The sequence below is a fragment of the Pseudomonas sp. GW822-FHT04C11 genome (genome assembly GCF_058800905.1).
Genome location: NZ_JBXAMS010000008.1, coordinates 48,033 through 74,648 on the forward strand (window position 1 = coordinate 48,033; position 26,616 = coordinate 74,648).

Annotated in this window: 26 protein-coding genes; 8 read left to right on the plus strand and 18 right to left on the minus strand. The window is 57.7% G+C overall.

Annotated elements, in window-relative coordinates:
* The first annotated feature begins 398 nt into the window (after positions 1 to 398).
* Positions 399 to 890, plus strand: a complete 492-nt coding sequence (locus AC1RJ3_RS15030) for a GNAT family N-acetyltransferase (RefSeq protein WP_493079389.1) — start codon at positions 399 to 401, stop codon at positions 888 to 890.
* 76 nt (positions 891 to 966) lie between these two features.
* Here the strand turns inward: AC1RJ3_RS15030 and AC1RJ3_RS15035 are convergent, their stop codons facing one another.
* Positions 967 to 2,712, minus strand: coding sequence for a phosphoethanolamine transferase CptA (locus tag AC1RJ3_RS15035; protein WP_493079390.1), 1,746 nt, complete (start codon positions 2,710 to 2,712; stop codon positions 967 to 969).
* A gap of 173 nt (positions 2,713 to 2,885) precedes the next feature.
* Entirely contained in the window at positions 2,886 to 3,053 is a 168-nt protein-coding gene (locus AC1RJ3_RS15040) for a DUF6026 family protein (protein WP_493079391.1), read from the minus strand.
* 251 nt (positions 3,054 to 3,304) lie between these two features.
* Here AC1RJ3_RS15040 and gnd point away from each other — a divergent pair, with 251 nt between their 5' ends.
* Positions 3,305 to 4,309, plus strand: a complete 1,005-nt coding sequence (gene gnd, locus AC1RJ3_RS15045; protein WP_256583829.1) for a phosphogluconate dehydrogenase (NAD(+)-dependent, decarboxylating) — start codon at positions 3,305 to 3,307, stop codon at positions 4,307 to 4,309.
* Positions 4,306 to 5,820 (plus strand): glucose-6-phosphate dehydrogenase, encoded by a 1,515-nt coding sequence (zwf, locus tag AC1RJ3_RS15050; protein ID WP_054597519.1) that lies wholly within the window; start codon positions 4,306 to 4,308, stop codon positions 5,818 to 5,820. Before gnd ends, zwf begins: the two co-directional genes overlap by 4 nt.
* A gap of 59 nt (positions 5,821 to 5,879) precedes the next feature.
* Here zwf and nhaB read toward each other — a convergent pair whose 3' ends face one another.
* From nhaB to AC1RJ3_RS15065, 3 genes are all read right to left on the minus strand, one after another.
* Positions 5,880 to 7,382 (minus strand): sodium/proton antiporter NhaB, encoded by a 1,503-nt coding sequence (gene nhaB / locus AC1RJ3_RS15055; protein ID WP_103316530.1) that lies wholly within the window; start codon positions 7,380 to 7,382, stop codon positions 5,880 to 5,882.
* Between the two features lie 117 nt (positions 7,383 to 7,499).
* Positions 7,500 to 8,789, minus strand: coding sequence for an NHL repeat-containing protein (locus AC1RJ3_RS15060; RefSeq protein WP_493079392.1), 1,290 nt, complete (start codon positions 8,787 to 8,789; stop codon positions 7,500 to 7,502).
* A gap of 281 nt (positions 8,790 to 9,070) precedes the next feature.
* A complete protein-coding gene (locus AC1RJ3_RS15065) occupies positions 9,071 to 9,337 on the minus strand; it encodes a hypothetical protein (RefSeq protein ID WP_054597516.1) in 267 nt (88 codons plus the stop codon).
* A 344-nt stretch (positions 9,338 to 9,681) separates the two neighbouring features.
* Between AC1RJ3_RS15065 and AC1RJ3_RS15070 the strand changes: the two genes are divergently transcribed.
* Positions 9,682 to 11,007, plus strand: a complete 1,326-nt coding sequence (locus tag AC1RJ3_RS15070; protein WP_493079393.1) for a sigma-54 dependent transcriptional regulator — start codon at positions 9,682 to 9,684, stop codon at positions 11,005 to 11,007.
* 65 nt (positions 11,008 to 11,072) lie between these two features.
* Here the strand turns inward: AC1RJ3_RS15070 and fapF are convergent, their stop codons facing one another.
* From fapF to AC1RJ3_RS15115, 9 genes are all read right to left on the minus strand, one after another.
* The gene (gene fapF, locus AC1RJ3_RS15075; RefSeq protein WP_054597514.1) at positions 11,073 to 12,347 is read right to left on the minus strand and encodes a fibril amyloid transporter FapF; all 1,275 of its coding nucleotides are present in this window, start codon (positions 12,345 to 12,347) and stop codon (positions 11,073 to 11,075) included.
* 46 nt (positions 12,348 to 12,393) lie between these two features.
* Positions 12,394 to 13,134, minus strand: coding sequence for a fibril amyloid subunit FapE (gene fapE, locus AC1RJ3_RS15080; RefSeq protein WP_493079394.1), 741 nt, complete (start codon positions 13,132 to 13,134; stop codon positions 12,394 to 12,396).
* 33 nt (positions 13,135 to 13,167) lie between these two features.
* Complete coding sequence (fapD, locus tag AC1RJ3_RS15085; RefSeq protein ID WP_347926887.1) at positions 13,168 to 13,848, minus strand: fibril amyloid maturation endopeptidase FapD; 681 nt, start codon at positions 13,846 to 13,848, stop codon at positions 13,168 to 13,170.
* A gap of 70 nt (positions 13,849 to 13,918) precedes the next feature.
* Positions 13,919 to 15,214, minus strand: coding sequence for an amyloid-like fimbrin subunit FapC (gene fapC / locus AC1RJ3_RS15090; protein WP_347926885.1), 1,296 nt, complete (start codon positions 15,212 to 15,214; stop codon positions 13,919 to 13,921).
* Positions 15,215 to 15,266: 52 nt separating this feature from the next.
* The gene (gene fapB, locus AC1RJ3_RS15095; RefSeq protein WP_347926884.1) at positions 15,267 to 15,839 is read right to left on the minus strand and encodes a fibril amyloid subunit FapB; all 573 of its coding nucleotides are present in this window, start codon (positions 15,837 to 15,839) and stop codon (positions 15,267 to 15,269) included.
* On the minus strand, positions 15,836 to 16,276 hold the full coding sequence (gene fapA, locus AC1RJ3_RS15100) for a functional amyloid chaperone FapA (RefSeq protein ID WP_347926882.1): 441 nt from the start codon (positions 16,274 to 16,276) through the stop codon (positions 15,836 to 15,838). The genes fapB and fapA overlap by 4 nt, the downstream gene beginning before the upstream one ends.
* Positions 16,277 to 16,607: 331 nt before the next feature.
* Positions 16,608 to 17,132 carry an AAA family ATPase gene (locus AC1RJ3_RS15105; protein ID WP_493079395.1) on the minus strand — a complete coding sequence of 175 codons (525 nt, stop codon included), beginning with the start codon at positions 17,130 to 17,132 and terminating at the stop codon, positions 16,608 to 16,610.
* Positions 17,129 to 17,692: a nicotinamide riboside transporter PnuC gene (pnuC, locus tag AC1RJ3_RS15110; RefSeq protein WP_103316511.1), complete on the minus strand. Its 564-nt coding sequence runs from the start codon at positions 17,690 to 17,692 to the stop codon at positions 17,129 to 17,131. Before pnuC ends, AC1RJ3_RS15105 begins: the two co-directional genes overlap by 4 nt.
* Positions 17,693 to 17,821: 129 nt before the next feature.
* Positions 17,822 to 19,456, minus strand: coding sequence for a methyl-accepting chemotaxis protein (locus tag AC1RJ3_RS15115; protein ID WP_493079396.1), 1,635 nt, complete (start codon positions 19,454 to 19,456; stop codon positions 17,822 to 17,824).
* Positions 19,457 to 19,753: 297 nt separating this feature from the next.
* Here AC1RJ3_RS15115 and AC1RJ3_RS15120 point away from each other — a divergent pair, with 297 nt between their 5' ends.
* Together AC1RJ3_RS15120 and AC1RJ3_RS15125 are read left to right on the plus strand one after the other, a co-directional pair.
* Positions 19,754 to 20,584: an undecaprenyl-diphosphate phosphatase gene (locus tag AC1RJ3_RS15120; RefSeq protein ID WP_493079397.1), complete on the plus strand. Its 831-nt coding sequence runs from the start codon at positions 19,754 to 19,756 to the stop codon at positions 20,582 to 20,584.
* Positions 20,581 to 20,985, plus strand: a complete 405-nt coding sequence (locus tag AC1RJ3_RS15125) for a DUF1294 domain-containing protein (protein ID WP_489110547.1) — start codon at positions 20,581 to 20,583, stop codon at positions 20,983 to 20,985. The genes AC1RJ3_RS15120 and AC1RJ3_RS15125 overlap by 4 nt, the downstream gene beginning before the upstream one ends.
* Here the strand turns inward: AC1RJ3_RS15125 and AC1RJ3_RS15130 are convergent.
* Positions 20,982 to 21,341: an MmcQ/YjbR family DNA-binding protein gene (locus AC1RJ3_RS15130; RefSeq protein ID WP_493079398.1), complete on the minus strand. Its 360-nt coding sequence runs from the start codon at positions 21,339 to 21,341 to the stop codon at positions 20,982 to 20,984. The two genes, AC1RJ3_RS15125 and AC1RJ3_RS15130, sit on opposite strands and share 4 nt — an antisense overlap.
* Positions 21,338 to 22,246, minus strand: a complete 909-nt coding sequence (locus AC1RJ3_RS15135; RefSeq protein ID WP_054597503.1) for a LysR substrate-binding domain-containing protein — start codon at positions 22,244 to 22,246, stop codon at positions 21,338 to 21,340. The genes AC1RJ3_RS15130 and AC1RJ3_RS15135 overlap by 4 nt, the downstream gene beginning before the upstream one ends.
* A 128-nt stretch (positions 22,247 to 22,374) precedes the next feature.
* Between AC1RJ3_RS15135 and AC1RJ3_RS15140 the strand changes: the two genes are divergently transcribed.
* Positions 22,375 to 22,986, plus strand: coding sequence for an FMN-dependent NADH-azoreductase (locus AC1RJ3_RS15140; RefSeq protein ID WP_347926871.1), 612 nt, complete (start codon positions 22,375 to 22,377; stop codon positions 22,984 to 22,986).
* Positions 22,987 to 23,248: 262 nt separating this feature from the next.
* On the plus strand, positions 23,249 to 24,295 hold the full coding sequence (locus AC1RJ3_RS15145; RefSeq protein ID WP_347926869.1) for an alpha/beta hydrolase family protein: 1,047 nt from the start codon (positions 23,249 to 23,251) through the stop codon (positions 24,293 to 24,295).
* A gap of 11 nt (positions 24,296 to 24,306) precedes the next feature.
* On the opposite strand, the gene AC1RJ3_RS15150 is transcribed toward AC1RJ3_RS15145, so the two are convergent.
* A complete protein-coding gene (locus AC1RJ3_RS15150; protein WP_493079399.1) occupies positions 24,307 to 25,503 on the minus strand; it encodes an MFS transporter in 1,197 nt (398 codons plus the stop codon).
* A 266-nt stretch (positions 25,504 to 25,769) separates the two neighbouring features.
* On the minus strand, positions 25,770 to 26,594 hold the full coding sequence (gene efeO / locus AC1RJ3_RS15155; protein WP_493079400.1) for an iron uptake system protein EfeO: 825 nt from the start codon (positions 26,592 to 26,594) through the stop codon (positions 25,770 to 25,772).
* Between the last annotated feature and the right edge of the window lie 22 nt (positions 26,595 to 26,616).

The following is a 26,616-nucleotide window of genomic DNA, read 5'->3' on the forward strand; positions in this document are numbered from 1 at the left end:
TTGTTTGCGTTGGGTACAAGAGTTGCCGGATATAAACGGACTGTCAATGCTTTTGGGTGACCGATAAAACCTTGTTGTAGGAATCCTACAGCGGGCTATTGAGTGCGTTGTGTGCGCAAAGGCCCTGTTTATCAGTGGTGTAGCGATGTTTAAAATGTGTCGCCTGCTGTGTTGTTTATATTCTGTGTATTTAGCTTTCGTAAAAATCGGAAAGGTCCTGCTTTTTGTGCATGTGAGTGACGAAGGACGTTGCCCTATAGCGCATTGCGCTAAAAACACCGGGCTGTGATGATTTGGCGGTTGTCCGAAGCGTTCCAGTCACGCTAATGTCGTCTGACCCAGGCGCAGGAAGACGATGCGCGCAGGGATGCACACTCATTGTTTGATCGAGGATGGAAATGGAATCCGCAGAAATCCTGGTACTCCAGGCCAGCTACAGCAATCCGATACACGCCGAAGCGATCAGTCTGGTTCTGAATCAATACGCTGAAGACCCGATGGGCGGTGGCACACCGTTATCGGCCGATGTCTTGCAGCAGTTGCCTGGCGAGCTGGCCAAGCGACCCCATGCGTTCAGTGTCCTGGCGTTCGTTCACGGGGAGCCTGCCGGGCTGGTGAATTGCTTCGAAGGTTTCTCGACCTTTGCTTGCCGTCCACTGGTCAATGTCCATGACGTCATGGTGGTCGGAAAATTTCGCGGGCTGAGCCTGAGCCAGAAAATGCTGCAAAAGGTCGAGGACATTGCCCGTCAGCGTGGCTGCTGCAAAATCACTCTGGAAGTGCTGGAAGGCAATGCCGTCGCACAGGGTTCCTATAGCAAATTCGGGTTTTCGGCGGGGATGTTCGATCCCGCTCATGGCCGGATGCTGTTCTGGATCAAGTCGCTTTAAACAAGAAGGGCGCCTCTGGGGGCGTGCACATCAATGCTGCGCAGAAAGCGGGGGCTGGAACCAGCCCCCGAAGAGATTACGGCTTGATGGTTGAGGCGCTGACAGCGGCAGCCTTGGGTTTCATCAGGCTGAAGTCGATCAGCGCTTTCTGTTCGCGCTCATAAGGGTTGCCGATCAACTGCGGGCGCGGTTTGAAGCTGTCGCTGACCAGGCTCTTGCTGCGGTCCAGTTCATCGAAACTCAAGCCTGCAAGGTCTGCCCAGGTGTGGATCAGCTGCGAACTGCTGTAAGGCCGTTGCAGGTCCGCGGCAAAGCTCCAGTCGTGGGCTTCTCGCCATTTTGGCGAAGCCCAGGCGATGAACGGAATCGTGTACATCGGTGCAGTCGGTTTGGCTTCGTTACGACCCAGTGTGGTGTGACCTGCGGAGTCAAAAACGTCTTCACCGTGGTCGGAGAGGTACAGCAGGAAGCCGTTTGGATCGGTCTTGGCGTAGTCCTTGATCAGGCTCGACACCACGAAGTCGTTGTACAAAACCGCATTGTCGTAGCTGTTGTAGGTCGGCAACTGATCATCGCTGATGCCTGCCGGTACACCCTGACGATCGTTGAATTTGTCGAACGTCGGCGGATAACGGTACTGGTAACTCATGTGCGTGCCGAGCAAATGCACGACGATGAGCTTGCGCGGAGCGCTGTCGGCCAGGGCCTTGGAGAACGGCTCCAGCACATCGCCATCGTACTGGCGGGCGTTCTGGTTGCGGTTGTTGTTCAGGTAGACCTGTTCATCAGCCTGCTCGGAGAACGTCGTGAGCATGGTGTTGCGCTTGGTCATGGTCTGCTGGTTGGTGATCCAGAAGGTCTTGTAACCCGCCTGTTTCATCATGCTGACCAGGGATGGCGTCTTCAGGTACAGGTCTGGATTTTCTTCATCGGCGAAGGTCAGAACCTGTTGCAGCGCCTCGATGGTGTAAGGGCGCGGGGTAACGACGTTGTCGAAAACCGCCAGTTGATCCTTGAGCTTGTCGAGTTCCGGCGTGGTTTCACGCGGGTAGCCATACAGGCTCATGCGCTGACGATTGGTCGATTCGCCAATCACCAGCACCAGGGTCGCGGGCTGGTTCGCCATTGCATCCTTGAAGTTGTGCAGCGGCGGGATCTGACTGGCGTTGTCAAGCATGCCTTGCATGCTGCCGAGCGTTTCACGGTAGCGACGATAGGCAACCATCATCTGCCACGGCACCGCTGGCTCGACCCGGGTTTCGAATTTTTCGAGGCCGCTGGCGAAGCTGCCGGTACGGGCCGTCTGCTTGATCAGCGGATAACCGATAATGGCGACCAGAATGGCAGTCGCGGCCAGCAGGGCTTTGCCACGAGACAGGTAGACCGGGCGCAGACGCGTCCACAGCAATACCGCAACGGCGGTATGTGCGAGGAAGGCCAGAACCATCCACCAGGCGAAATACTGAGTCATGTATTCGCCAGCTTCCGACACGTTCGATTCGAACATGATGAAGATGACGCTTTGCGAGAATTCCTGCTGATAGATAAAGAAGTAACCCAAGCTCGCCATCGAGCAGGCCCAGAGCACGACACCGATCACTGCCGCCAGCAAGCGCGTACGCGCCGGGAACAGCAGCATCGGTGCCAGCCAGATGGCGCTCATGATGAAGGCTTGGCGGAAACCGGCGAAACCCGCGGTGTCAGACAAGAGGATGAGGAGTTGGGTGATGCCAGAGAAATACCAGAAGAACAGGAAAAGCCAGCCAAGTCCTGCCCAATCGAAACCTTTCGCAGACGTATTGCTGCGTTTAAACATCGCCATTCAGCGCTCCATCCGATTAATTACTGCGGATACTGGAGCATTTCCAGACACCAACAATTGCACCGCTCACAAAGTGAGCGGCTATAACCGATGAATTATCATCAGGCAGATGTGAAAAATTTGTGAGTATCGTTCAGCTAACTGACAGCTTGTGTAGTGGCTATTGCTCGGTTTCAGCGCGTTACCGGCTGTGCAGGCAGTTGTGTCTGGGCAAGCAACAGGCGCAATTGCGCGACCTGGTCGAGCAGTTGTTCGCGTTCGGCTTTGAGCTGGCGCAATTCGTCACGACGAATAGTGACGTAAAGGGTCTGTGGAGGCAGTGCGTTTACTACGGTGCCCATTGCTCACCTCGCAAATGGCGTGTCACATCTGTGGTTGGATTGCTCTGGAGCCAAGGCCGAACCACTGTCGGCGCCGATTCTGGTTTCTTTTTGTTATTTATGGAACTTTTTTATTTTTTGCGGTCCCTGTGTCTTCGCCAACGTTTTGGACGTTATCCCTATAGCTCGGGCAAATCGTCCGGAAACTATGTTGCAGCGCTCTGGACTAACCTTAATCAGGCTCATTGCGCTATAACCTTTGGCACACCTTTATTTGTAGTAAGGAGCATCAGCACATGCAACTGGGGATTATCGGACTGGGCCGCATGGGCGGCAACATTGCGCGGCGCCTGATGCTCAATGGGCACACCACTGTGGTCTATGACCGTAACACCGCGTTTGTTGAGACCCTGAGTGAAGAGGGCGCCACTGGCGTTGCGGACTTGCCGGCACTGGTCGCGGCACTGGATAAACCCCGAGCGGTCTGGGTCATGCTGCCAGCAGGCGCGCCAACCGAAGAAACCATTGACACCCTGAGCCAGTTGCTGGACGCCGGCGATGTGATCATCGATGGCGGCAACACCTTCTATAAGGACGATATCCGTCGGGCGAAAACCTTGTCGGAAAAGGGCCTGAAGTACATCGATGTCGGCACCTCCGGCGGAGTTTGGGGGCTGGAGCGCGGTTACTGCATGATGATCGGCGGTGACGCTGACGTGGTTGATCGCCTCGACCCGCTGTTCGACGCATTGGCGCCTGGCCTGGGTGATATCCCGCGGACCAAGGACCGGGTGGCTGAAGATGATCGTGCCGAACGCGGCTACATTCATGCCGGCCCTGCTGGTTCCGGGCACTTTGTGAAGATGATTCACAATGGCATCGAATACGGGATGATGCAGGCATTTGCCGAGGGTTTCGACATCCTCAAGACCAAAGCCTCGGAAAACCTGCCGGAAGATCAGCGCTTTGATCTGAATGTGGCCGATATTGCCGAAGTCTGGCGTCGTGGCAGCGTCGTCTCGTCCTGGTTGCTGGACCTGACGGCCGATGCCTTGGCCAGCGATCCGAAACTCGATGGCTACTCCGGCGCCGTGGCTGACAGCGGCGAAGGTCGCTGGACCATCGAAGCGGCCATGGAACAGTCGGTTCCGGTGCCGGTTTTGTCCAACTCGCTGTTTGCCCGTTTCCGTTCGCGCCAGCAAAGCACCTATGGCGACAAGCTGCTGTCGGCCATGCGCTTCGGCTTTGGCGGCCATGTCGAGACGCCGAAAAAATGACTTCGATCCGCAAGAAATCCAAGGCACACCCCGCACCACCTACCACGCTGTTCCTGTTTGGTGCTCACGGCGACCTGGTGAAGCGCTTGCTGATGCCGGCGCTGTACAACCTCAGTCGTGACGGTTTGCTTGGCGATGGATTGCGGATCATCGGTGTCGACCACAATGCGATCAGCGACGCGGACTTCGCCAAAAAGCTTGAAGACTTCATTCGCGCCGAGGCGGCCAACAAGGTCGGCCATGACTCTCTGGACCCGGTGCTCTGGGCCAAGCTGGCCAAGGGCATCAGCTATGTCCAGGGCGATTTTCTCGACGACAGCACCTATCAGGCGCTCGGCGCAAAAATCGCCGAGAGTGGTACCGGCAACGCGGTGTTCTATCTGGCCACCGCGCCGCGCTTTTTCAGTGAAGTGGTGCGTCGTCTGGGCTCGTCCGGGCTGCTGGAAGAGGGCGACGACGCCTTCCGCCGGGTCGTGGTCGAAAAACCCTTCGGTTCCGATCTGCACACCGCCGAAGCCTTGAACGCATGCTTGCTCAAGGTCATGACGGAGAAACAGATTTACCGGATCGACCATTATCTGGGCAAGGAGACCGTGCAGAACATTTTGGTCAGCCGGTTCTCCAACAGCCTGTTCGAAGCGTTCTGGAACAACCATTACATCGACCACGTACAAATCACCGCGGCAGAAACCGTTGGCGTCGAAACCCGTGGCAGTTTTTATGAGCACACGGGCGCTCTACGGGACATGGTGCCCAATCACCTGTTCCAGCTGCTGGCGATGGTTGCGATGGAACCGCCGGCGGCCTTCGGTGCCGATGCGGTGCGTGGTGAAAAAGCCAAGGTGGTCGGGGCGATTCGTCCCTGGTCCACTGAAGAGGCGCGAGCCAACTCGGTACGCGGTCAGTATGTTGCCGGTGAAATCGCCGGAAAGCCGTTGGCCGGTTACTGCGAAGAACCCAATGTCGCGCCAGACAGCACGACGGAAACCTTCGTCGCGCTCAAGGTGATGATCGACAACTGGCGTTGGGTCGGCGTGCCGTTCTACTTGCGCACCGGCAAGCGCATGAGCGTACGTGACACCGAAATCGCCATCTGCTTCAAGCCTGCACCCTACGCGCAGTTTCGCGACACCGAAGTCGATGAGCTGCAACCGACTTACCTCAGGATCCAGATTCAGCCGAACGAAGGGATGTGGTTCGACCTGCTGGCCAAGCGTCCCGGGCCGGCACTGAACATGGCTAACATCGAGCTGGGCTTTGCCTACAAGGATTACTTCGAGATGCAGCCGTCCACTGGGTATGAAACCTTGATCTACGACTGCCTGACCGGTGATCAAACGCTGTTTCAGCGCGCTGACAACATCGAAAATGGCTGGCGTGCGGTTCAGCCGTTCCTCGATGCCTGGAAAGAGGATGCCAGTGTGCAAACCTATGCAGCCGGTGAAAATGGTCCAACGGCTGCCGATGAGTTACTGACCCGTGACGGTCGTGCCTGGCACAGCCTCGGCTGAGTCAGGCAATACTTCATACAAACCCCTGCGGGAGCGAGCAGGCTCCCACAGGGTAAGTATTACAACCAGTAGCTCACCGCATACCAGCCCAGCACGCCCATCACCACGGTGTACGGCAACGCCATCCAGACCATGCGCCCGTAAGACAGCCGAATCAGTGGGGCAATTGCCGAGGTCAGCAGAAACAGGAACGCTGCCTGACCATTGGGTGTTGCCACGCTGGGCAGGTTGGTGCCGGTATTGATGGCAATCGCCAGCGTTTCGAAATGCTCGCGGCTCATATGGCCGGAGATGAATGCCTGTTTCACCTCGGTGATGTAGATCGTCGCCACGAACACGTTATCGCTGATGGCCGACAACACGCCATTGGCGATAAACAACATGCCCGGTTGCTGATCTGCCGGCAGGGACAGCACCCACTGGATCAACGGCGTGAACAGTTGCTGATCGTGAATCACTGCCACAACGGCGAAGAACACCACCAGCAAGGCGGTAAACGGCATCGCATCCTTGAAGGCATTGCCGATCCGGTGCTCTTCGGTAATGCCGGTGAACGCCGTGATCAAGACGATCACCATCAAGCCGATCAGCCCGACCTCGGCAATGTGAAACGCCAATCCGGCAATCAGAATCAGCGCGGCCGCGCCTTGTACCAGCAGTGCAGCGCGTTGGCGGGCGGTGCGTTCGGCGTTGTCCTGTGCCGCATAGTTGGCCAGCACCGCGCGAACGTTGTCTGGCAGCAAGGTGCCATAACCAAACCAGCGCAGTTTCTCCAGCAACACACAGGTCACCAGGCCCGCGACCAGTACTGGCAGCGAGACCGGGGCGACCTTCAGGAAGAAGTCTGCAAAGTGCCAACCCATTTCATGGCCGATCAGCAGGTTCTGTGGCTCACCCACCAAGGTGCAGACACCCCCGAGCGCGGTGCCCACTGCGCCGTGCATCAACAGACTGCGCAGGAATGAACGGAATTGTTCAAGGTCTTCGTGATGCAGGACCGGCAGGTTCTGATCATCGCTGAATTCGCTGTCCTGCCGTGGATCGTTGCCCGATGCCACACGGTGATAGACCGAGTAAAACCCTACGGCCGCGCTGATGATCACGGCGGTCACCGTCAAGGCGTCGAGAAACGCCGACAGAAACGCCGACAGAAAACAGAACATCAGCCCCAGCAGTGCCTTGGAGCGAACCCCGAGCAATAGCCGCGAAAACAGAAACAGCAGCAGGTCTTTCATGAAGTAAATGCCCGCCACCATGAACATCAGCAGCAGGATCACCGGAAAGTTATGCAGCAGCTCGTCATACAGCGCTTCAGGTGTGGTCATGCGCAACAGCAGCGCTTCGACCATCAACAGGCCGCCCGGCATCAGCGGGTAGCATTTGAGTGCCATGGCCAGAGTAAAAATGAACTCAGCCACCAGCAACCAGCCAGCCGCTACCGGACCTGCCGTCCACAGCAGCAGCGGGTTGAAAATCAGGAAGGCGAGAATGCTTGCCTTGTACCAGCGCGGTGAATGCCCGAGGAAATTGTGTGTAAACGCCTGGGCCATTGAGCCGGACATCAGTTGCTCCTTCTATCAAGAAGCGCGCAACTTGCCGTAACAGTCCCGGAAGATCAAGCTCTTGAGTTTCATTATCAATAGGTGACGGCGCACCTGCAGTGCTACAACGACACAGCACTACCCCAGATAGCGCGCCACTACCGCCCGGTAGTGGCCGTCCAGCGAGTAGCCGCTGACCACAATTCGCTCGTCAGCCTGCACGGCCAGCGAGGTTGCGGTGTCCAGGCTGCGCCCCAGGCGAGTACGAACCCAACCTTGGCCATTGGCAAAATGGCGATCCAGGCGTCCGTCCGGGAGATGCCGCGCCAAAAGAAAATCCGCTGCAATGCCGCCAATGGTTGCTCCGACGCTGAGCACCCGGCCATCGGCGAGCACCTGGGCGGCTGTCCATTGGCAGCCGCTGTTACCTATTTCAGTGAGTCGCGCGTGACCGTTATTGCAATGAGTGTCCGGCCGACCATTGTTGCGCACGGTCAGCGACAGGCATTGCATCGGGTCGCGGCTGCTACCGAAACACTGCAGGCGCCCATCCGGTTGCTCGATCACCTGACTCACCTGGGCACTGCGCCCCTGGACCTTGAAGCTTAAAAAGCCGTCTTCAGCGAAGTCTTCGTCCAGCCGGCCGGTGCTGTCGAAGCGTGCCAGCAAACCTTCCTGCGGCAGGTTGATCGATCCGGCGACCACAATCCGACCATCTGCCTGCAACAGGAGGCTGCTCAGCCAGGTATTCATCAGCAGGTGCCTGACCATGACAAATCCGTGGCCGTTGAATGTCTCGTCCAGTGTCCCGTCTGGATTGAGCCGTATCAGGATGCCGACGTGATCCGCGAATTTGTAGTGATGGTTGGCCAACAGCAGGATTCGGCCGTCGGCCAGTACCCGAAAGTCGCAGGCTTCGGCGCCCGAGACTCCCGGTGGTAACCAGTCGTCACGCAGGCCTCTGGACAAATCACCGGGCAAACGCACGATCTGTACCCCCCGGTCGCCAAATTGCAGAACCAGGTGTCCCTGCGAGTCAAACATTGCCAGTGCCGGGAGTGTGCGGTGGGGGCTTTCGTAATGCAGGCCGGATAACAGGATTTTTCCATCGGGCAGTTCTCGAACCTTGCCTCCAGTGGCTTCGAAGCCGCTTGCGAACTGTCCGGTAATGCTGCCCTCCATGCCGAAGCTCCGATCCGCTGAGCCATCCTCAAGTAATCGGGCCAGCCCATAACCGTAACCGTCCCAGGTTCCGACCTTGGCCGCGACCAGCAAGCGGCCCATCGAATCGACCGCCACATCGTTGGCCATACTTGAAAGGCTGCCCGCGAACTGCACCCAGGCCTTGCCGGATGATGCAAAACTTGAGTCGAGTTGTCCCGCTGTGCCGAGAGGGGCCGCGAAGGCAAAAGCGTTATGGATGGGCATGTCGCATCTCCTTGCGAGTCGACCAGATCCAGAACCTCGGAGGAAGACCTTGAAGGAAATATTCAATCCCTGATTGATGCAATGCACAACGGTCTGAAATCACAAACGGAGCGTCGTTCTGTGCCAGAACAATGTCTTTGCGAACCGCTGACAAGTTGGTCTGGTTTATACGACCGTCTATCGCAATAAAGCGTTAACCGAGAGGGTCGAAGAGGAGGGGGTATCTTGAGAGGTATCGATAAAAAAGTGCGGATCACGGCGCAGTGATCCGCACTTTTTGTTTACTGCGGCATTGTCCAGGATTGCAACTGATAACCTTCCTCGCTCAATTCGGCGCGAACTTGTTCCAGCAAGGATGCAAGTTGGGCCGGGTCGGTATAGGTGCTGCTGGGGATCTGTTTGCGGCCGATAGGGGTGCTGGTGCGGTCGATGACGGTCAGGCTGAGTTCGCCGGTGCCGTCCTGTGGAGCCCAGGCCACGCATTGGAAGGGGGTAAATGCGCGGTCGGCAATCAAAAGAGCTTCGTTGATACGGAGCGGGGCGTTCATGGGGGCTTCTCTCGTCTGTGCCCAATCAAGTGATGTGCCGTCGGTTGGGCTTACCGTTCGGCTGGTTACTTGTACTGATGCGCGCAATGGGGGGGCGGGTCACACACATTCAAAAGAATTTTCAACTTTCTTTTATAAAGGCAATGACAAGGGGGGCGTTGAAAGCTGGATGAAAGGTTCAAACGTGTCAGGTCGCTAATATGGGCAGGTTTTATAACGTAAACAACGTTGACCTTATTATTAAACGATACAAGGCCGCGTCAAGATCTTGCTAACGTTACATTCAGGGACGCCAAACGACTGTTTCTAATAAATTTTCTAATTTTTGGCGCCAAGGAACAGTCATGACCGAAACGCCTGCATTGCGACGTTTGCTAGTGGTTGATCCGTGTGACGACTGCCATCGCTTATTACCCGGCCTGCGTACGATCGGCTGGGATGTCGACAGTTGTACCCTGGAGAACGCTTCCCATCGTACCTGTGATGTCGGCCTGCTGCGCCTTAAACCTGTTCATTTTGAGCGTCCTGAAGCCGTCAAGGAACTGATCAGCCGTAGCGACACTGAATGGATCGCTGTTCTCAACCAGGAAGTCCTGCGGTTGCAGAATGCCGGCGATTTTGTCTGCGAATGGTTTTTCGATTTCCATACCTTGCCGTTTGACGTCTCCAGGGTTCAAGTGACCCTTGGGCGGGCATTCGGCATGGCGCGTTTGCGCGGCCAGGGCACGATTCACGTCCACCAGCCCGAACATGAACTGCTCGGCGACAGTCGGCCGATCCGCGAACTGCGCAAATTGCTGAGCAAATTGGCGCCTACCGAGTCGCCGGTGTTGATTCGAGGGGAAAGTGGTACCGGTAAAGAGCTGGTTGCCAGAACCTTGCACCGTCAGTCGCAACGCCACAGTAAACCGTTTGTCGCGATCAATTGCGGGGCGATTCCCGAGCATCTGATTCAGTCCGAGCTGTTTGGTCACGAAAAGGGCGCTTTTACCGGTGCACACCAACGTAAAGTCGGACGCATTGAAGCCGCCAATGGTGGCACCCTGTTTCTGGATGAAATAGGTGATCTGCCCCTTGAACTGCAAGCGAACCTGTTGCGTTTCCTGCAGGAAAAACACATCGAACGGGTCGGCGGCAGTCAACCGATTCCCGTGGATGTCCGGGTCTTGGCAGCCACTCACGTGGACCTGGAAGCTGCGATCGAGGCCAAGTGTTTTCGCGAGGACTTGTACTACCGGCTCAACGTCCTGCAGGTGGTCACTGTGCCGCTACGCGAGCGTCACGGCGACCTGGCTTTGCTGGCCAACCATTTTTCTCACTTCTACAGCCGGGAAACCGGACGTCGGCCGCGCAGCTTCAGCGAAGACGCACTGATTGCCATGGGCAAGCACGATTGGCCGGGCAATGTCCGTGAGCTGGCGAACCGAGTGCGTCGAGGGCTGGTGCTGGCTGAAGGCCGACAGATCGAGGCACGGGATCTGGGGTTGATTGGCCAGCAGGTGATTGCCACGCCGATGGGCACCCTCGAAGACTACAAGACCCGCGCCGAACGCCAGGCATTGTGCGACGTATTGAACCGCCACAGTGACAACCTCAGTGTGGCCGCTCGAGTACTGGGCGTTTCACGGCCGACTTTTTACCGATTGCTGCACAAGCACCAGATCCGCTAGGGCGCGGAGAAACGAAAAGGCCCGCTGCGATTTACCTCGCAGTGGGCCTTTTCCTTGTGTGGCGTTTAGAAGTAGTACGGGAATTTCAGGCTGAAGGAGAAGGCCGGTGCGTCCTGGGTCAAGCCGATGGCGAGGTTGGGGACTATCGTCAGTTTGTCGGTTGCCGCCATGGTCAGGCCGATGTTGAAGTTGGCAGCGTTGTAGTCGCTGTCCGGGATTGATTGCCAGTCCTGGCCGCTTGGTTTGACTTTGCTTTTGCGGGCGAATTGGTCGGAAAACGAAAACGACATACTCATTTTCTCGTTCAAGGCAAATGCAATGCCGGCGCCGATCTGCCAGGAATCGCCCAGTTTCACGTCCCCCGGGACCGTGGAATTTACAGTGGGGCTGATATCGCTGAAGGAGTCCTGCATGTTGTAGGTATAGGACAGGCTGCCGAAGAGCACGGCAGGGTCGAAGGTCTTGACCAGTGAGATACCCGGGGTAATCGACCAGACACCGTTGCCGGTAGGGAGTGACTGAGGTACCGACAAATTGTCGTTGCCCGGGTCCTTGATCAGCTTGATTCCGTACGGATTTTTGCCGGTCGGCGCCTTGACTCGCAGAGTGACGACCGCGTCGGGCAGGTTTTCCGATTCATCCAGGAACTTGTAGGCAATACCAAAGTTGACATCGCCTATGGTCGGATCGCGCTTGACGGTGGCGTCGGATGAGACCGGGGCTGCGCCTCCTGCGCCACCAGAAGAGTATGTCGATTCTCGATAGACGACCGGGACGTTGATGTCGAACTGCCAGCGTTGCGCCACGTTGTAGCGGCCTGTCAGGTCCAGGGTCCAGTTGTCGGCCTTGATGCGGTCAATGTTGATGTTGCCGAGAAAAATCGAGTCAAGGGCCAGAAAGCCATTGAGCACCAATGCACGGGTATCGTAGTGGGTATAGGTCATGCCCGTTTCGAAACTGAACTTGCCACCACCGAAGAAACCGCTGGCTTCGTCATACAGGTTGGACACGCTTTGCGCCGGTCCCGAGTCGTCCTTGAGCGACTGCCCATACGAACTGGTCCCTGGGGCACCCGTGGCCACGGTCTTGGCGCCCGCGGTCTTCTCGGCAGGGGAGCGGGTCAGGCGCTTGGGAGCAGGTGTTGCTGGTGTTTCTTCGACTTGTTTAACGCGCTGCTCAAGTACCATCAGCGCGTTTTGTTGTTCTTGGTAACGCTGTTTCAGCTCCATGAGTTCTTGTTTTAAGGCTTCTACCTGGGGGTCCGGTGCGGCTTGCAGCAAAGTGGCCGGGACCAAGGTACTCAAACAAACGACAGCTCTGAACGTAAAAGATCTGTGCATGGGTTTGTCGTCCCTTCTGACTACATTCAATGAGACTCAGCGTAGATCAGTATCCTAGAGTGCGTAGGCCTTTTAGTTGGTCCAGATTGCAGTCCAGCGCCCCGACGGTCGGCAGGTTATTGCGCAGGACAACATTGAGGGACGTCAGGTTGTTCACCTGGTTTCTTCCGCCGAGCAAGGTCGCGTTCTGCATCAGGCCGCCCTGGGCAAGGCGTTGCACGGTACTGCCCTGATTGTTGTTGGCCTGGATGCTCAACTGCACGCCAGTGTTACTTGACGACATACTGAAGGTGCCGGCACCGTTGGACGCAGACAGGGTCGTACCGGCAGCCAATGGCTGGCCCTGGGTATCCATTTGTGGTGCCTGGTTGGCTTCTTTGACGTTGATGTCGACATTGTTGTAGGCGCTGTTGTAGTCGCCAGCGGCGCGCACGACCTGGGTTACACCCTGGGAGGTGCTGAGGCCGGCGCCGCCGCTGACAATGCCGGAACCCTGGGAGACCGGTGAACCATCACCTTTCTTGTCGATCATCGACACATAGAACTGTGGCTTGATGGTCGATTCCTGAATCTGCATCGAGGAGGTTGCCCCGATCACTTCGCCGCTGGCATTTTGCCAGGTACTGGTCATGACAATCCCGAAACTGATGATCCGGCCCGGCATGACATACCGGCCTCGAAGGGTCGCCAACTCCTGATCCTTGAGTTCAATCGGTTTGAACGTGAGTGCTTGTGTTGGCAGGCTGGCGGCCAGGCAAACGACGGCCAGCCAGTATGGAGTCTTCATTGGATACTCCCGGAGCTTCGTGCTCCCTTGTCATTAGAAAAAGTCGCTCTGGATGAATCCGAAATCCATCAATTCTGTGTCCCGCACCGGGCTGAAGGTGTTGATGCGGTTCTTGGCGGTCAGTGGCAAAGGTGGATCGCGCAAGACGTTGGTCTTGTCGTAGCCCTGGCCTATGACGGCGAAGATGATGCCGTTCCAGCCTTTGACAAAATCGTCGAACTTGAAGCGTCTGTGACCGAGTACCGGATCACCGATATACACCCAGTCTTTCTCCGCTTTTTGCATGACCACGAAGTGCTTGTAGCCGCGGATGTCCATGAGCACGATGACCGGAATGGCGACGCTGGTCAGAGTTTCCGGCGTTACCCGATAACCACGGGCCCGCATGCCGATACTTTCGACGTAACGCTTCATGTCGAGCATGGAGAAGCCCTGGACGCGGACCAGATTCTGGTCGGAGTGAGCCAGCATGCCTTCGATGATTTGTGCCTCGGTTACGTCCAGCCAATAGGCCTGGCGCAATATGGTCGCCAGGGAAGCTGCACCGCAACTGAAGTCGGTTTTCTGTTGGACCAGGTCGGCAAATTTGCGCTCACGCATGCTCTGGACCGGTTTGAAAACGACCGCTCCGCCGGGCAAGACGGAAAGCGGCATTTGTCCCGCTTCGCTCAGACCAGCCAGAAAAACCAGGAACGCCAGGGCGAAAATGCGCATGATCGGAAGCCCTCGTGCAAGAGTGAAAAAAAGCCCCCCGAAGGGGGCTCTCCAGACTCTGGAGCCAGGTTTACAGGCAGGTTCTGCAACCGGATGCAATGGACAGCGAGTTGCTTTGCTGGTTGCCAGCACCGGCAGCCACGTTGACGCCCAGGTTGCCACTGCCACCATTCACCGAACCGTTCAGGTTAGCAGTGTTGGTCACAGGGTTTGCCCAGCCAGTTGGGGTCAGCACTTGCCAGGACACGGTGTTGCTCAAGTCAAAGGCGCTGGACTCGCTGAAGCTTTGCGATTTATCTTTCGATTCACTGCCAGAAGCGGCGAACGATGCGCTGCCCGATGCGTCGCGCGATGCGCTGCTAGATGCGCTGCGCGATGCGCTGCTCGATGCGCTGTGCGATGCGCTGTTCGATGCGCTGCGCGATTTGTCGATCGATGCGGCGAGCGATGCGTCGATATCGGCGTCGAAAGTCGCACTCCTGCTGCTGGTGTGCCAGCCATTAGTCCTGCTAGAGCTAACGTCCACATCCACGTCCACATCCAGACTAGCTTTCAAAGCAGCATGCGAAGCAGCGGCGCTGGCGGCGGCGCTGGCATCGGCGCTGGCAGAGGCGCTGGCAGAGCTCGAAGCAGATTTCGTAGCTTCGTGCGTAGCAAAGGCGGTATCCAAGCGCTTGGTAAAGTCCGAAGCAGAGTGCGATTTGGATGCCTCGCTGAAAGACTGATGACCGCTGGCTGAGACGGTACGCGACAGCGTATCCAGGCGGTAGGTCCGATCGGCGTCGTTATCCACCCTCAGGCCTGGGCCTGATTGGTCGGCACTAGCGGTTGCAGTCGCGTGCTTGCCGCCAGACACAGCGATCGCCATGGTGTTTTTCTGTTGGTTAAGGTCGCCAGCAGCCATGTTGATGCCCATGTTGCCGCTGCCGCCGTTAGCCGAACCACTCATATTGGCGCTGTTGTTGGTGGATTGGTTGTAGACCTCGTTGTTGCTTTGGGTTTGCGTGACTTTGGCGGTTGCTACCACAGACCCGAAGACAAACGAGCCGTCACCGCTGGCGATGGCGGCAGCGTTGTCTTGTTGGTTGCCGTCGCCTGCTGCAACGTTGACACCCACGTTACCGGAGGCGCCCGTGGCCGAATTGGTCATGTTGGCAGTGTTTTTAGTCCCTTCATTGCTGATGTAGTTGCCAGTGCTGGTTTGTTTGTCCGTGGCGTTGGCAGTGGCGCCGGCATTGGTGGTGTCTTTTGGATTTACGTGATGACGATGATGATGCTCGTCATCACGCTGGCCAGCTTGTACAGCAATAGCCATTACCGCAGCGATTGCGAAAACCAGAGGCTTGAGTGCCATTGAGGGTTTCATGCTGATTCTCCGTACTTTATTTTTAGGTTAAGTGTTGTTTTTACCTTTTGGGTCAATCCGCGACCCGTACGCTCAGGGTGTTGGCCGTTCGGTTTCCCACCCCGGCGCTCTGATTCAACTGGATCACCCCACGGCTACCGGTGAAGGCCTGGTCGCTGGCAGCGACCTGGCGATGGCCAGGAGTAGGATCCGTTGAATCGGAGCTGTTGAGCAGCGCCACGTTCTGTTGCTTGAGGACGCTGTCGTCGATACTTTGCGGCGTAGCACTGATGCTTATCCGCAGGGCGTTGGCTTGCTGATTGCTGGCGCCCGAACTCTGGTTGACCCCCAGTACGCCATTGCCGTTACTGAAGGCGTTGCCTTTAATGGCTGACTGGGCATCGATCCTGGGATCGACCTGAGTACGCAACCGTTGGCGAATCTGTGTGGTGGCGCTGGCGTCGGTGTCAATGGCGATGGCTCGGGCGTTGGCCTGTTGTTGCTGATCGCCGGCAGCCTGGTTGACCGAGAAGTTGCCCTGGTACTGACTGCCGGAGTTGTCGATGGTGGCCGTATCGATGACAGGCGGTTGGGCAAAGGTCGGCGCACTGCAAAACATGGCCAGAATCAGCAGAGTGCGATTCATTTCATTGTCCCCCCGATAACATTCAGACTGCCCAGGCCTTGCTGGATGGTGCCGTCGATCCTGTTGGCAATACCGTTGCCGGAGCCCGCGGAATGTCCTGCGGACAAACCGGGCAACTGTGTCTGACCATTGATGTTGCCGCTCAGCGTGCCGGTGGCTTGAGTGATCGTGCCGGCGATGCTTGCACCGCTGCTGATGCCGGAAATGTCACTGTCCGACAGTTCATTGGTTGCACTGATGACTTGTTTGGACGGGTTGGCATTGACGGTCAGGGGGGTGGGGTCGGGAACCATGGGGCGGCGAGTCGCGTTACGCGTTTGAACTTCCCGCTGGATGACGATGATTCCATCGGCGGCCCGGACAGGCAGACTGATGACAGAGCTGAACGCACATCCGATCAGCAGGAGGCGGATAAAGCCTTTATCGATTGTCTCCACGTCGGCACTCCCTCGTCTTTTGTGCGCTGGCCTTGGTCAGCGTTGTGAAGGAGAGAGCAGAAGCCGTGCCGATTTTTATTTGTTGATTTAATTCAATGGGTTACGTGGTATTTCAGGCGGGGAGATGTATGAGCTGTATCAACCGTGAGACGGTACCGGCCATCGCGAGCCGCTCCTATCTGGCGAAAAGCTCTAAATCAAGTGTTTGCGGGCGAGTGTACCAATGACTTAACAATCAGCATGACAAGGGTATAAGGACCGTTAACAGGCCTGTTACACGGCACTGGAGTGTTTCAAGAACGGACATGTGCTCCCTCAAATGCAGGTGCTTTCACGGCGTGAGCAATTGCTCCACGGCAGCAAAGGCCTGACGACGGCGCTCGGCCCAATCGCCATTGATGACTTGCAGTCTTTGCTGGTGTTGTTCCAGCCAGGCTTTTGTTGCGCGGAAGAACGCCAGGCGCTGGTTCAGATCCGGTTGGCAGCGCTGGCCATCATCCGTCCAGTCAACCGATTCGGGAGACAGCAGCAAGTGCAGGTCGTACTGCCTGGCCAGCAAAACGTCTTCGATCCAGGCGGGGCATTCGCCAAACAGGGTTTGGCTCCACAACACATTGCTTAACAGGTGCGTGTCGAGAATCAGCAGCGCGGGTCGCTGGGCTCGGGCGTTGTCTTCCCAGGCCATTTGACCACGAGCTATCTGCGGGATATCGGCAAGGCAGGTATCACGAGGGTTCTGCTCAATGAAGTAACGAACGAATTCACCCACCAGCAACCCACCAAAGTGGCGTTGAAGCTCTGCCGATAACCAGCTTTTGCCACTGGACTCCGGGCCGGTGAGTACCAGGACCTTCATGCGCGCAACGCCGGATCGGCCTGCCATTCGCGCCAGCCTTGCACGGCGATCAGCGTAAACAGACCATAGAGCGCAGCCGTCAGGTACAAGCCCTTGTAGATAAACAGCCCGACGAAAATCACATCGACGGCAATCCACAGCGGCCAGCATTGCAGGCGCTTTTGCGCCATCCACAGTTGCGCCACCAGACTGAAACCGGTCAATGCTGCGTCCAGCCAGGGTTGCGCGGCGTCGGTCCAATGAGCCATGGCCGCGCCCAGCAGCAAGCTGCCGACGGCACCGACGGCCAATCCTGCCCACATCGAGCGGCCATCCAGTTGCGTAACTTGCCGGCCATGTTGCGCTTCGCCGGCACGGGTCCACTGCCACCAGCCGTAGAGCTGCAAGCCGGCGTAAATCACCTGCAGCAGCATGTCCGAATACAGCTTCACCTCGAAGAAGATCCAGCTATAGAGCAGCACCATGACCAGTCCGATCGGCCAGCACCAAGGGTTCTGTTTGACCGTCAACCAGACGGCAATCACGCCGAGTGCGGCGGCAAACAGTTCAAGCCCGGACATGAAGGATCCTTGGTGAAGTTGAAAAGGGCGCCGATTGTAACGCAGGTGGGGATTGTGGCGAGGGGGGCTTGCCCGAAGCCGGTCAGTTAAGACGCTCCCACATGGGCAGTGTTTCAGCGCAAGGTTCGTCTACACCCGAAACTGCTTGAGCAGGCCATTCAACTGCTCACTGAGTTCTTTCAAATGCACGCTTGCGACGCTCGACTGCTCAGCGGCCAAGGCGGTGCTGTGGGACAACCCCGCGGCCTGGGTGACGTTCTGGTTGATGTCCTCGACCACATGCGCCTGTTGCAGGGTTGCGCTGGCAATCGAGGCGTTCAGGCCGTTGAGATTATTCAGGGCCTGGCCGATCGCGTTCAGGCTGGCACCCGCCAATCCGGCCTGTTCAATGGTCAGTTGCGAGGCGCGGCTGCTGTCGCCGATCACTTTGACTGCCGCCTCGGAATGGCTCTGCAAGCGCTCGATCATCGACTGGATTTCGGCCGTGGACTTTTGCGTGCGCTGTGCCAGCAGCCGGACTTCATCGGCCACCACGGCGAAGCCCCGTCCTTGCTCACCGGCACGTGCCGCTTCAATGGCCGCATTGAGCGCCAGCAGATTGGTCTGTTCGGCGATCGAACGAATCACTTCGAGCACGCTGCCGATCTGTGTGCTTTCCGTGGCCAGGGTGCGGATCACCTCAACGGCTTGATCGATGGTGCTCGACAGTTGATCGATCTGCTGCAAGCTCCCATCGATGTTTACTTGCCCCTGTTGAGCCTGCGCTTGCGCATCGCGCATTTCGCTGGCGGCGTGTTCGGCATTCCTGGCCACGTCCTGCACGCCATAGGTCACTTCATTGATCGCGGTCGCCACCAGTTCCATTTGTTGGGACTGTTGCTGGCTGCGCGCCTGGGCCTGGGCCGCATCGTTGCCCAAGTCGCTGGATGACTGCCCCAGGGCACTGGCGGACAGCTGCAATTGAGTGATGACCCGGCGCAGTTTTTCCGTGAAGGCGTTGAAATGCTGCGCCAATTCGGTCACTTCGTCCTGACCATGGGTATCAAGGCTACGGGTCAGGTCGCTTTCACCGCTGGCGATATTGGCCATGGCGTGCACGGTTTCCTGGAGTGGGCGCACGATACTGCGCGCAATCAGGATCACCAGCAGTGCCATAAGGACAGCAATGGCAAGCCCGACAAGCGATGTCTGCCACATTTGTGCGTAAAACTCGGCCTGCATGTCATCGATGTACACACCCGAACCAATGACCCAGCCCCAGGGTTCGAAGAGTTTCACGTAGGAGGTTTTCTGGACCGGTGTACTGGCACCCGGCTTTGGCCAGCGATAGTCAACCATACCGGCGCCCTTGGCCTTGGCGATGACCACCATCTCGTTGAACAGCGCGAAGCCGTCCGGATCCTTGATCGTGGAAAGGTTCTGGCCTTCAAGTTTCGGATTGGTCGGGTGCATGACCATCACGGGTGTCAGGTCGTTGATCCAGAAGTAGTCGTTCTGGTCGTAGCGCAATCCGCGCACCACGCTCAATGCCTGTTTCTGCGCCGCTTCGCGGGTCAGGGTGCCGGTGGTTTCCAGGTCGTGGTAGTAGGCCAGAATGCCGCTGGCCGTCTGCACCACATGCTGGGTTTTCTGGGCCTTGGCCTGATAAAGGTCATCGTGGATCTGCTTGAGCATCAGCACACCCAACGTCAACAGCATCAGCACAGCCACAATCAGGATGAGCCACAGACGGCGGCTGATCGACACACTGCGCAAGCTATTCATAACCGTGTTACTCCTGGTTTTTTCTTGTTCTTGTCATAAACGACCGCCAGCATTCAGGCACGCTTTTGCTGTTGAGCCAACCCTACTCAAGTCCAATTACGGCGCAGCGTAATTCAGGCATGTCTGATAGGATTTCGGCCGCGTCAGCAAAAACCTGAAGTTGCGCTGATTTTTTACGGGGTTTTACGGCTTCGCGTGGGGATCGTGCGAATTGTCATTCGGTGACGCTGATCGCAGTGGACGCTTGAATTTGATTAACGAGGCATGCCTTGGAGGCATGGTTTCATTGGGGGATTGATGGATTTTTGGACCGCCGTTCAGGCTTTGATTCTTGGCGTTGTAGAGGGACTGACAGAGTTTTTGCCCATTTCCAGTACCGGGCACCAGATTATCGTCGCGGATTTGCTTAACTTCGGTGGCGAGCGCGAGAAGGCATTCAACATCATCATCCAGCTCGGTGCGATCCTGGCCGTGGTCTGGGAGTTTCGCCGCAAGATCCTCGACGTGGTGACCGGGTTGCCAACGCAGCGCAATGCTCAACGGTTTACCGTCAACCTGTTGATCGCTTTCATGCCGGCCGTGGTGCTGGGGGTGATCTTCGCCAATATGATCCACAAATACCTGTTCAACCCGATCACCGTGGCGACGGCGCTGGTGGTGGGCGGGGTCGTCATGTTGTGGGCTGAGCGTCGCGAGCACAGCGTGCACGCCGAAACTGTCGACGAGATCACCTGGAAAGACGCCCTGAAGGTCGGTTTTGCCCAGTGCCTGGCAATGATTCCCGGCACTTCGCGCTCCGGTTCGACGATCATCGGCGGCTTGTTGTTTGGCCTGTCGCGGAAAACCGCCACCGAGTTTTCGTTCTTCCTGGCCATGCCGACCATGGTCGGCGCTGCGGTGTACTCCGGCTACAAGTATCGCGACCTGTTTCAGGCGGCTGACCTCCCGGTGTTCGCCATCGGCTTCGTCACTGCGTTTATATTCGCGATGATCGCGGTCAAGGGCTTGCTCAAGTTCATCGCCAGCCACAGCTACGCTGCGTTTGCCTGGTACCGGATCGTGTTCGGCTTGTTGATCCTGGCGACCTGGCAGTTCGGTTGGGTCGACTGGGCGGCGGCTACATCATGATTGAGCCACGCAATGGGCGCGGGATTCAAAACCCGCGCCTCAAAGGCCTGGTGTTCCTGGCGCTGTGCGCTTTGCCGGCATTTGGCTCGATGCTTCTCTGGTGGCGCGGGATTTCGCTGATTCCGCTCGCGGCCTATGTGATTGTCAGCCTGCTGGCGTTCTGCTTGTACTGGAGCGACAAGCGCAAGGCTCGGGCAGACAACTGGCGTACACCGGAAAACGTGCTGCACGCAATCGAACTGGCCGGTGGCTGGCCGGGCGCCTTGCTTGCCCAGCAAGTGTTTCGGCACAAAACCCGCAAAGTGTCTTATCAACTGGTGTTCTGGATCATCGTGCTGTTGCACGAGGTGTTCTGGATCGACCAGTTGTTTCTTGGCGCCGGCCTGTTCAGGCTCTTCTAAATCAATAACCCGACCTGCACGCGCTTGGGCAACTTGCTCACCACCAGTTGGTGAGAACGTTGCAGCAAGCCTTGCAGCTCATCGGCGCCAAGTGGGTAGGGCGTTTGCATGATGATCCACTGCGCCCTTGCCAAATAGGGTGCCGGCCGGATACCCGGGCGGTCGACATGCCCCAGAAACAGCTCTTTGTCGACCTTGAACGCCAATGATTCACCCCGCAGGTTTATCAGGGCGAACATCTTGGTTCCAGCCACTGAAAACACCCGCACGCCACCCCATTTGTAATCCTCTTGCGCGCCGGGCAATGCCAGGCAGAAACGTGCCACGTCTTCTTCAGTCATCGGCTTGGCCTTCATAACAGTCGATCCCCGCAGGCTTTGAATGATTCGGTCAAATGGTCAATCCAGGCGCGCACCGCCGGCAGCAAACCGCGCCGATGAGGGTAGACTGCCAGCAGCCAACCGCCAGGCAGTGACCACTCGGGCAACAACTGCACCAGTGAGCCGTTTTCCAGTTCTTCTTCGCAGTACATCATCGGCAGCAGGGTGAAGCCAAGTCCCGCCAGCGTGCAGGCTTTGCGCACGATGAAATCATCGATCCCCAGTCGTGCTTCCAGCGTCAGGTCGCACGTTGTGCCCTGAGCGTCGAGCATGCGCACATGCACCATGCGATCAGCTTCCAGGGCGCCGAGCACCGGAACCTGCTTCAGATCTTCCGGGCTGTTGATGGGATGCTCGCGTATAAAGGCCGGGCTGGCGATCATCACCATTTGCGCCTGGCGCAAACGTCGGGTGACCAGCAGCGGGTCTTCATCACCCAGATCGCGCACTCTCAAGGCGACATCGATGCCTTCGGTCACCAGGTCGACCCGGCGATTGAGCAACTGCATCTCCAATTGCACTTGGGGGAAGCGTTCCAGAAACGTGCTGATGACCGATGGCAAAAACTCATGAGCCAGCCCAACGGGGCAGGAAACCCGCAACCGTCCTCGGGGTTCGCTGGACATGCTGGCGACGGCCTCGTCAGCCATTTCGGCCTCCAGCAGCATTGCCTGGCAATGGCGCAAATAGCGCTCGCCGACAGCGGTCAGCTTGAGCTGGCGGGTGGTGCGCTGGAGGAGGCGGGCACCCAGACGCTCTTCAAGTTCGGCGATACGCCGCGACAGCCGCGACTTGGGAATGCCCAACACGCGCCCGGCGGCGGCGAAACCGCCGGCTTCGACGACTTTGGCGAAGTAGTAAAGGTCATTGAGGTCTTGCATGGTTTTACTCGACTGTCCTATCAGTGGGACAAACTATCGCATTGTTGCTGACTAATCAGCTATTGGTTTCATCTGTAGGATTGTCTCCATCAGATCGCCCGGTGGCGATCCTCACTTGGAGATCCCACATGAAACTCTTACACATCGATTCGAGCATCCTTGGTGACAACTCTGCTTCCCGTCAGCTGAGCCACAGTGTCGTCCAGGCCTGGAAAACCGCCGAGCCTGCTGCCGTGGTGACTTACCGCGACCTGGCCAGCGATGCCATCAGCCATTTCTCTGCCGCGACGCTGGTCGCTGCCGGTACCACCGCCGAGCTGCGCAACGCCGCACAACAGCACGAAGCTGAATTGAGCGCTTCGACCCTGGCCGAATTCCTCGCTGCCGATGCCGTCGTGATCGCAGCGCCGATGTACAACTTCACCATCCCGACCCAGCTCAAGGCCTGGATCGACCGCATTGCCGTTGCCGGCCAGACTTTCCGCTACACCGAAGCCGGCCCTGAAGGCCTGTGCGGCAACAAGAAAGTCGTGGTGGTGTCGACTTCTGGCGGGATGCACGTGGGTCAAGCGACTGGCGTAGGTCACGAAGAGTATTTGAAAGTCATGCTGGGCTTCATGGGCATCACCGACATCGAGTTCGTCCGCGCCCATGGCCTGGCTTACGGTGACGACGTTCGCAACAAAGCCATGAGCGATGCTCAGGCGCACATCAGCGAGCAATTGTTCGCTGCCGCGTAAGGCTTGCGTAAAGAGTTAAAAAGCTCAGGCAATACCCACTAGACTCTGTATTCTGATCGTCGTAAAACGATCGGGGTACGGAGTCTTTCTGTATCTGTATCAAAAGCGCTGTCGTTTTAGTTGTTGGCCCAGGTTATGCAGTCTCGGGTTATCGGCCCCGTTCTGCATAGACCTTGAAAGCCGCAATCGTCGGCGCAAGGCTTTAATCCAAGGGATTGGCGGAAAACGGGTATTCCAATCGGGTAACAAGGTGGGGCATCCCATGATGCGTCTTTGTGCAATGTTACTGATTTGCCTGCTCAGCAGCCTGAATTCAGTGCAAGCCGCGCCTGCGCCGCACCCTCATTGGAGCGTTGGCTACCATGAGCTGACGTTTCTCGATCCGCTGGATTCACAACCCATGCGGGCCATCGCCTTTTACCCGTCGACCGGCATCGAGCATTCAAGAAAGCTCGAGGGTTATCAAATCCAGGCGACCGAAGACGCAAGGGTCGCGATTGGCCGCTTTCCGATGTTGATGCTCTCACACGGCAACATCGGCACCCCACTGGCGTTGCATGACCTTGCCACATCGCTGGCCCGCAAAGGCTTTGTGGTGGTGGCGGTGATTCATCCCGGTGACAACTCCAAGGACCACAGCCGCCTCGGTACGTTAAGCAACCTTTATGGCCGGCCGATCCAGATTTCCGAAGCCATCACCGCAACCCTGGCCGATCCCATGCTGTCGCCGTTCGTCAATCCCGACGAGGTCGGAGTGATCGGTTATTCGGCCGGTGGCGAAACGGCGTTGATTCTTTCGGGCGCCACGCCGGACCTGAATCGTTTACGCCTGTACTGTAAAGAACGCCCCGACGACGGAGACGCCTGCAGCACCAACGGTGAACTGATTGTCGACCGCGATGACTTGCAACCAGTCGCTGACCCACGGGTTCACGCGCTGTTACTGATGGCGCCATTGAGCCTGAAGTTCGGCCGTCATACCTTGGCCGGTGTGCATGTGCCGGTGCTGCTCTATAGCGGCGATGGCGACAAGCTGGTCGCCCTCGATAAAAACGCTGCGGCGCTCGCTCGCAAGCTACCCGTTGCTCCGGATTTCAAACTGCTGGCGGGGGCCGGGCATTTCGTGTTCATGGCACCGTGTACCCAGGAGCAACTCGCGGCGATGCCGGCCTTGTGCACCGATGCTGAGGGCGTTGACCGCGAGGGCATTCACCGTAACCTGATCTCCGAAGCGGGGAGATTCTTTGCTCAAACCCTGAGCAAGCCAAGCGGGGCGGGAATGCAGACGGCTGACCAGACGTTGCCGTAGACGCCAGGGTCTTACGACGGGCTGAGTGCTGAGCGACGTTTCAGCAGCAGGGTCAGCCCCAGTCCGGTGGTCGACAACAGCGCCGCGCAGAAGAAAATCCACGCGTACCCCAGGTTCAGCGCCACCGCGCCCATCAACGGCCCGGCGATCGCCAGCGCCAGATCGAAAAACACCGCATAGGCACTCAAGCCGGCGCCACGGCTGCTGCTTGGCACTTGCTTGATGGCCTCGACACCCAATGCCGGATAAACCAGCGACAAACCGAACCCGGTCAGCCCCGCCCCCATCAACGCCACGGCCGTCGACGGGGCCAACCAGAGCAGGCCCAGCCCCAGGGTTTCGATGCTCATGCAGGCGATGGCCGAGTTGAATCCGCCAAAGCGGTTGATGCTGGAGATAAACAGCAGGCGCGAGAGGATGAAGCAGATGCCAAAGACCGTCAGGCACCAGGCTGCACCGGTCCAGCCGCGACTGATATAGAACAGGGTAATAAAGGTGGTGAGCGTACCGTAGCCAATCGAAGCCAGACTCAGGCTGGCGCCAAAGGGGGCGACGCGCCCGAACACCGCCCAGAACGGCAACCGCTCACCGCGAATGACCGGCACCGAGGGTTTGTTGCGAATCAGCAGCAACGCCGCCAGCGCCAGCACCGAGAGCGCAATCCCAAGGCTGGCGAACCCCAACTGACCGACCATCACCACACCCAAAGGCGCACCAATGGCAATTGCGCCATATGAGGCAATCCCGTTCCAGGAAATCGAGCGGGCGGTGTGTTCGGCACCGACCTGGCCCATGCACCAACTGATGGTGCCGACACCGATCAAGCCTTGGGCGATCCCCAACAACAATCGGCCGCCGATCAGAATCATCAGGCTCAGCAACGGCAGGCTCTGCAACAAGGTCGACAGCAACGTCAGCACGCCACTGAGCATGATCCCCAGTAACCCGTAGACAATCGCCCGTTTGGTGCCGATGTTGTCAGACATACGGCCCGCCATGGGCCGGCTGAGCAGGGTGGCCAGGTACTGCGAGCCGATGGTCAGGCCGGCAATGACAGCGCTGAACCCCAGTTGCTCATGGACATAGCCCGGCAACACCGCAATCGGCAGACCGATGCAGAGGAACGCGACAAAGGTATAAAAGACGATGGAGACGATCTGTAGGGTGATCGCCGTGGAGCGGGCGGGAGGCGTTTGTTGCGCAGACATGAGAGCTCGTTCGCGGGCGGGCGGTTAGAGAGCTGCATCATGGCGTGGGCCTGAAATAAAAGGAAGCAGGCTAACGGTTTATGGAGGTCAACTGCATGACTTTTCAGACTGTAGGGTGACTGTGGCGAGGGGGCTTGCCCCCGTTGGGTCGTGAAACGGCCCTGAATCTGCGATCGCGGTCGATCAGAAATACCGCGTTCAACGGATATACGACTGCTGCGCAGCCGAGCGGGGGCAAGCCCCCTCGCCACATAGATTGCGCGGCCTTAGTTCAGGCCCAGTTTTCCACGCAGGGTCGACAGGTCTTCCGCCAGGGTATTGACCGGGCCGACCAGCGCCTTGCGGTCGTTTTCCTTGACCTTGTCGTAGGTCTCGAAACCGCCGCCAGCGGTTTTGTACTTGGCCAGAATCGTGTTCACGCTGGCGAAGTTCTTGTCGACTTTGGCGACGAAGGCCTTGTCCTGTTTCTCGAGTTGCGGACGGAACAGGTCGACGATTTTCTTCGCGCCGTCGATGTTGCCCTGGAAGTCATACAGGTCGGTGTGGCTGTAGCGGTCTTCTTCACCGGAGATCTTGGTCGCAGCGACTTCTTCGAGCAATGTAGCAGCACCACCTACGACTTTTTCCGGCGGGAAGGTCAGGCCGGCAACGCGGGTTTGCAGGTCTTTGACGTTGTTATTCAGACCATCGGCCAGATCACCAAGGCCCTCGGTGGTTTTCTCGGAGAACAGACTGTATTCGATGCGGTGGAAACCGGTGAAGTCTTCAGCCTTGACACCTTTTTCGTGGTCGTTGACGCGCGAGTCGATGGACGCATCGAGGTCACTGAACAGCTCGGCAATCGGCTCGATCGACTCGTAGTAAACACGGGTGGGCGCATAGAGTTTTTGAGCGGTGGCCAGGTCACCTTTCTTCACCGCGTCGGTGAATTGCTGGGTGTGGCTGGCAAACCCGTCGAGCTGCTCGGTGACGTAGATTTTGTAATCCGAGATCGGCCCCACCAGATCCAGCGGCGCTGTGGTGGCGAAAGCCGACAGTGGAGCGTGGAGCAAGCCAAGGGCGATCAGCAAAGCGAGAGGCGACTTCTTCATGGGACTTTTCCGTGGGTTTGTT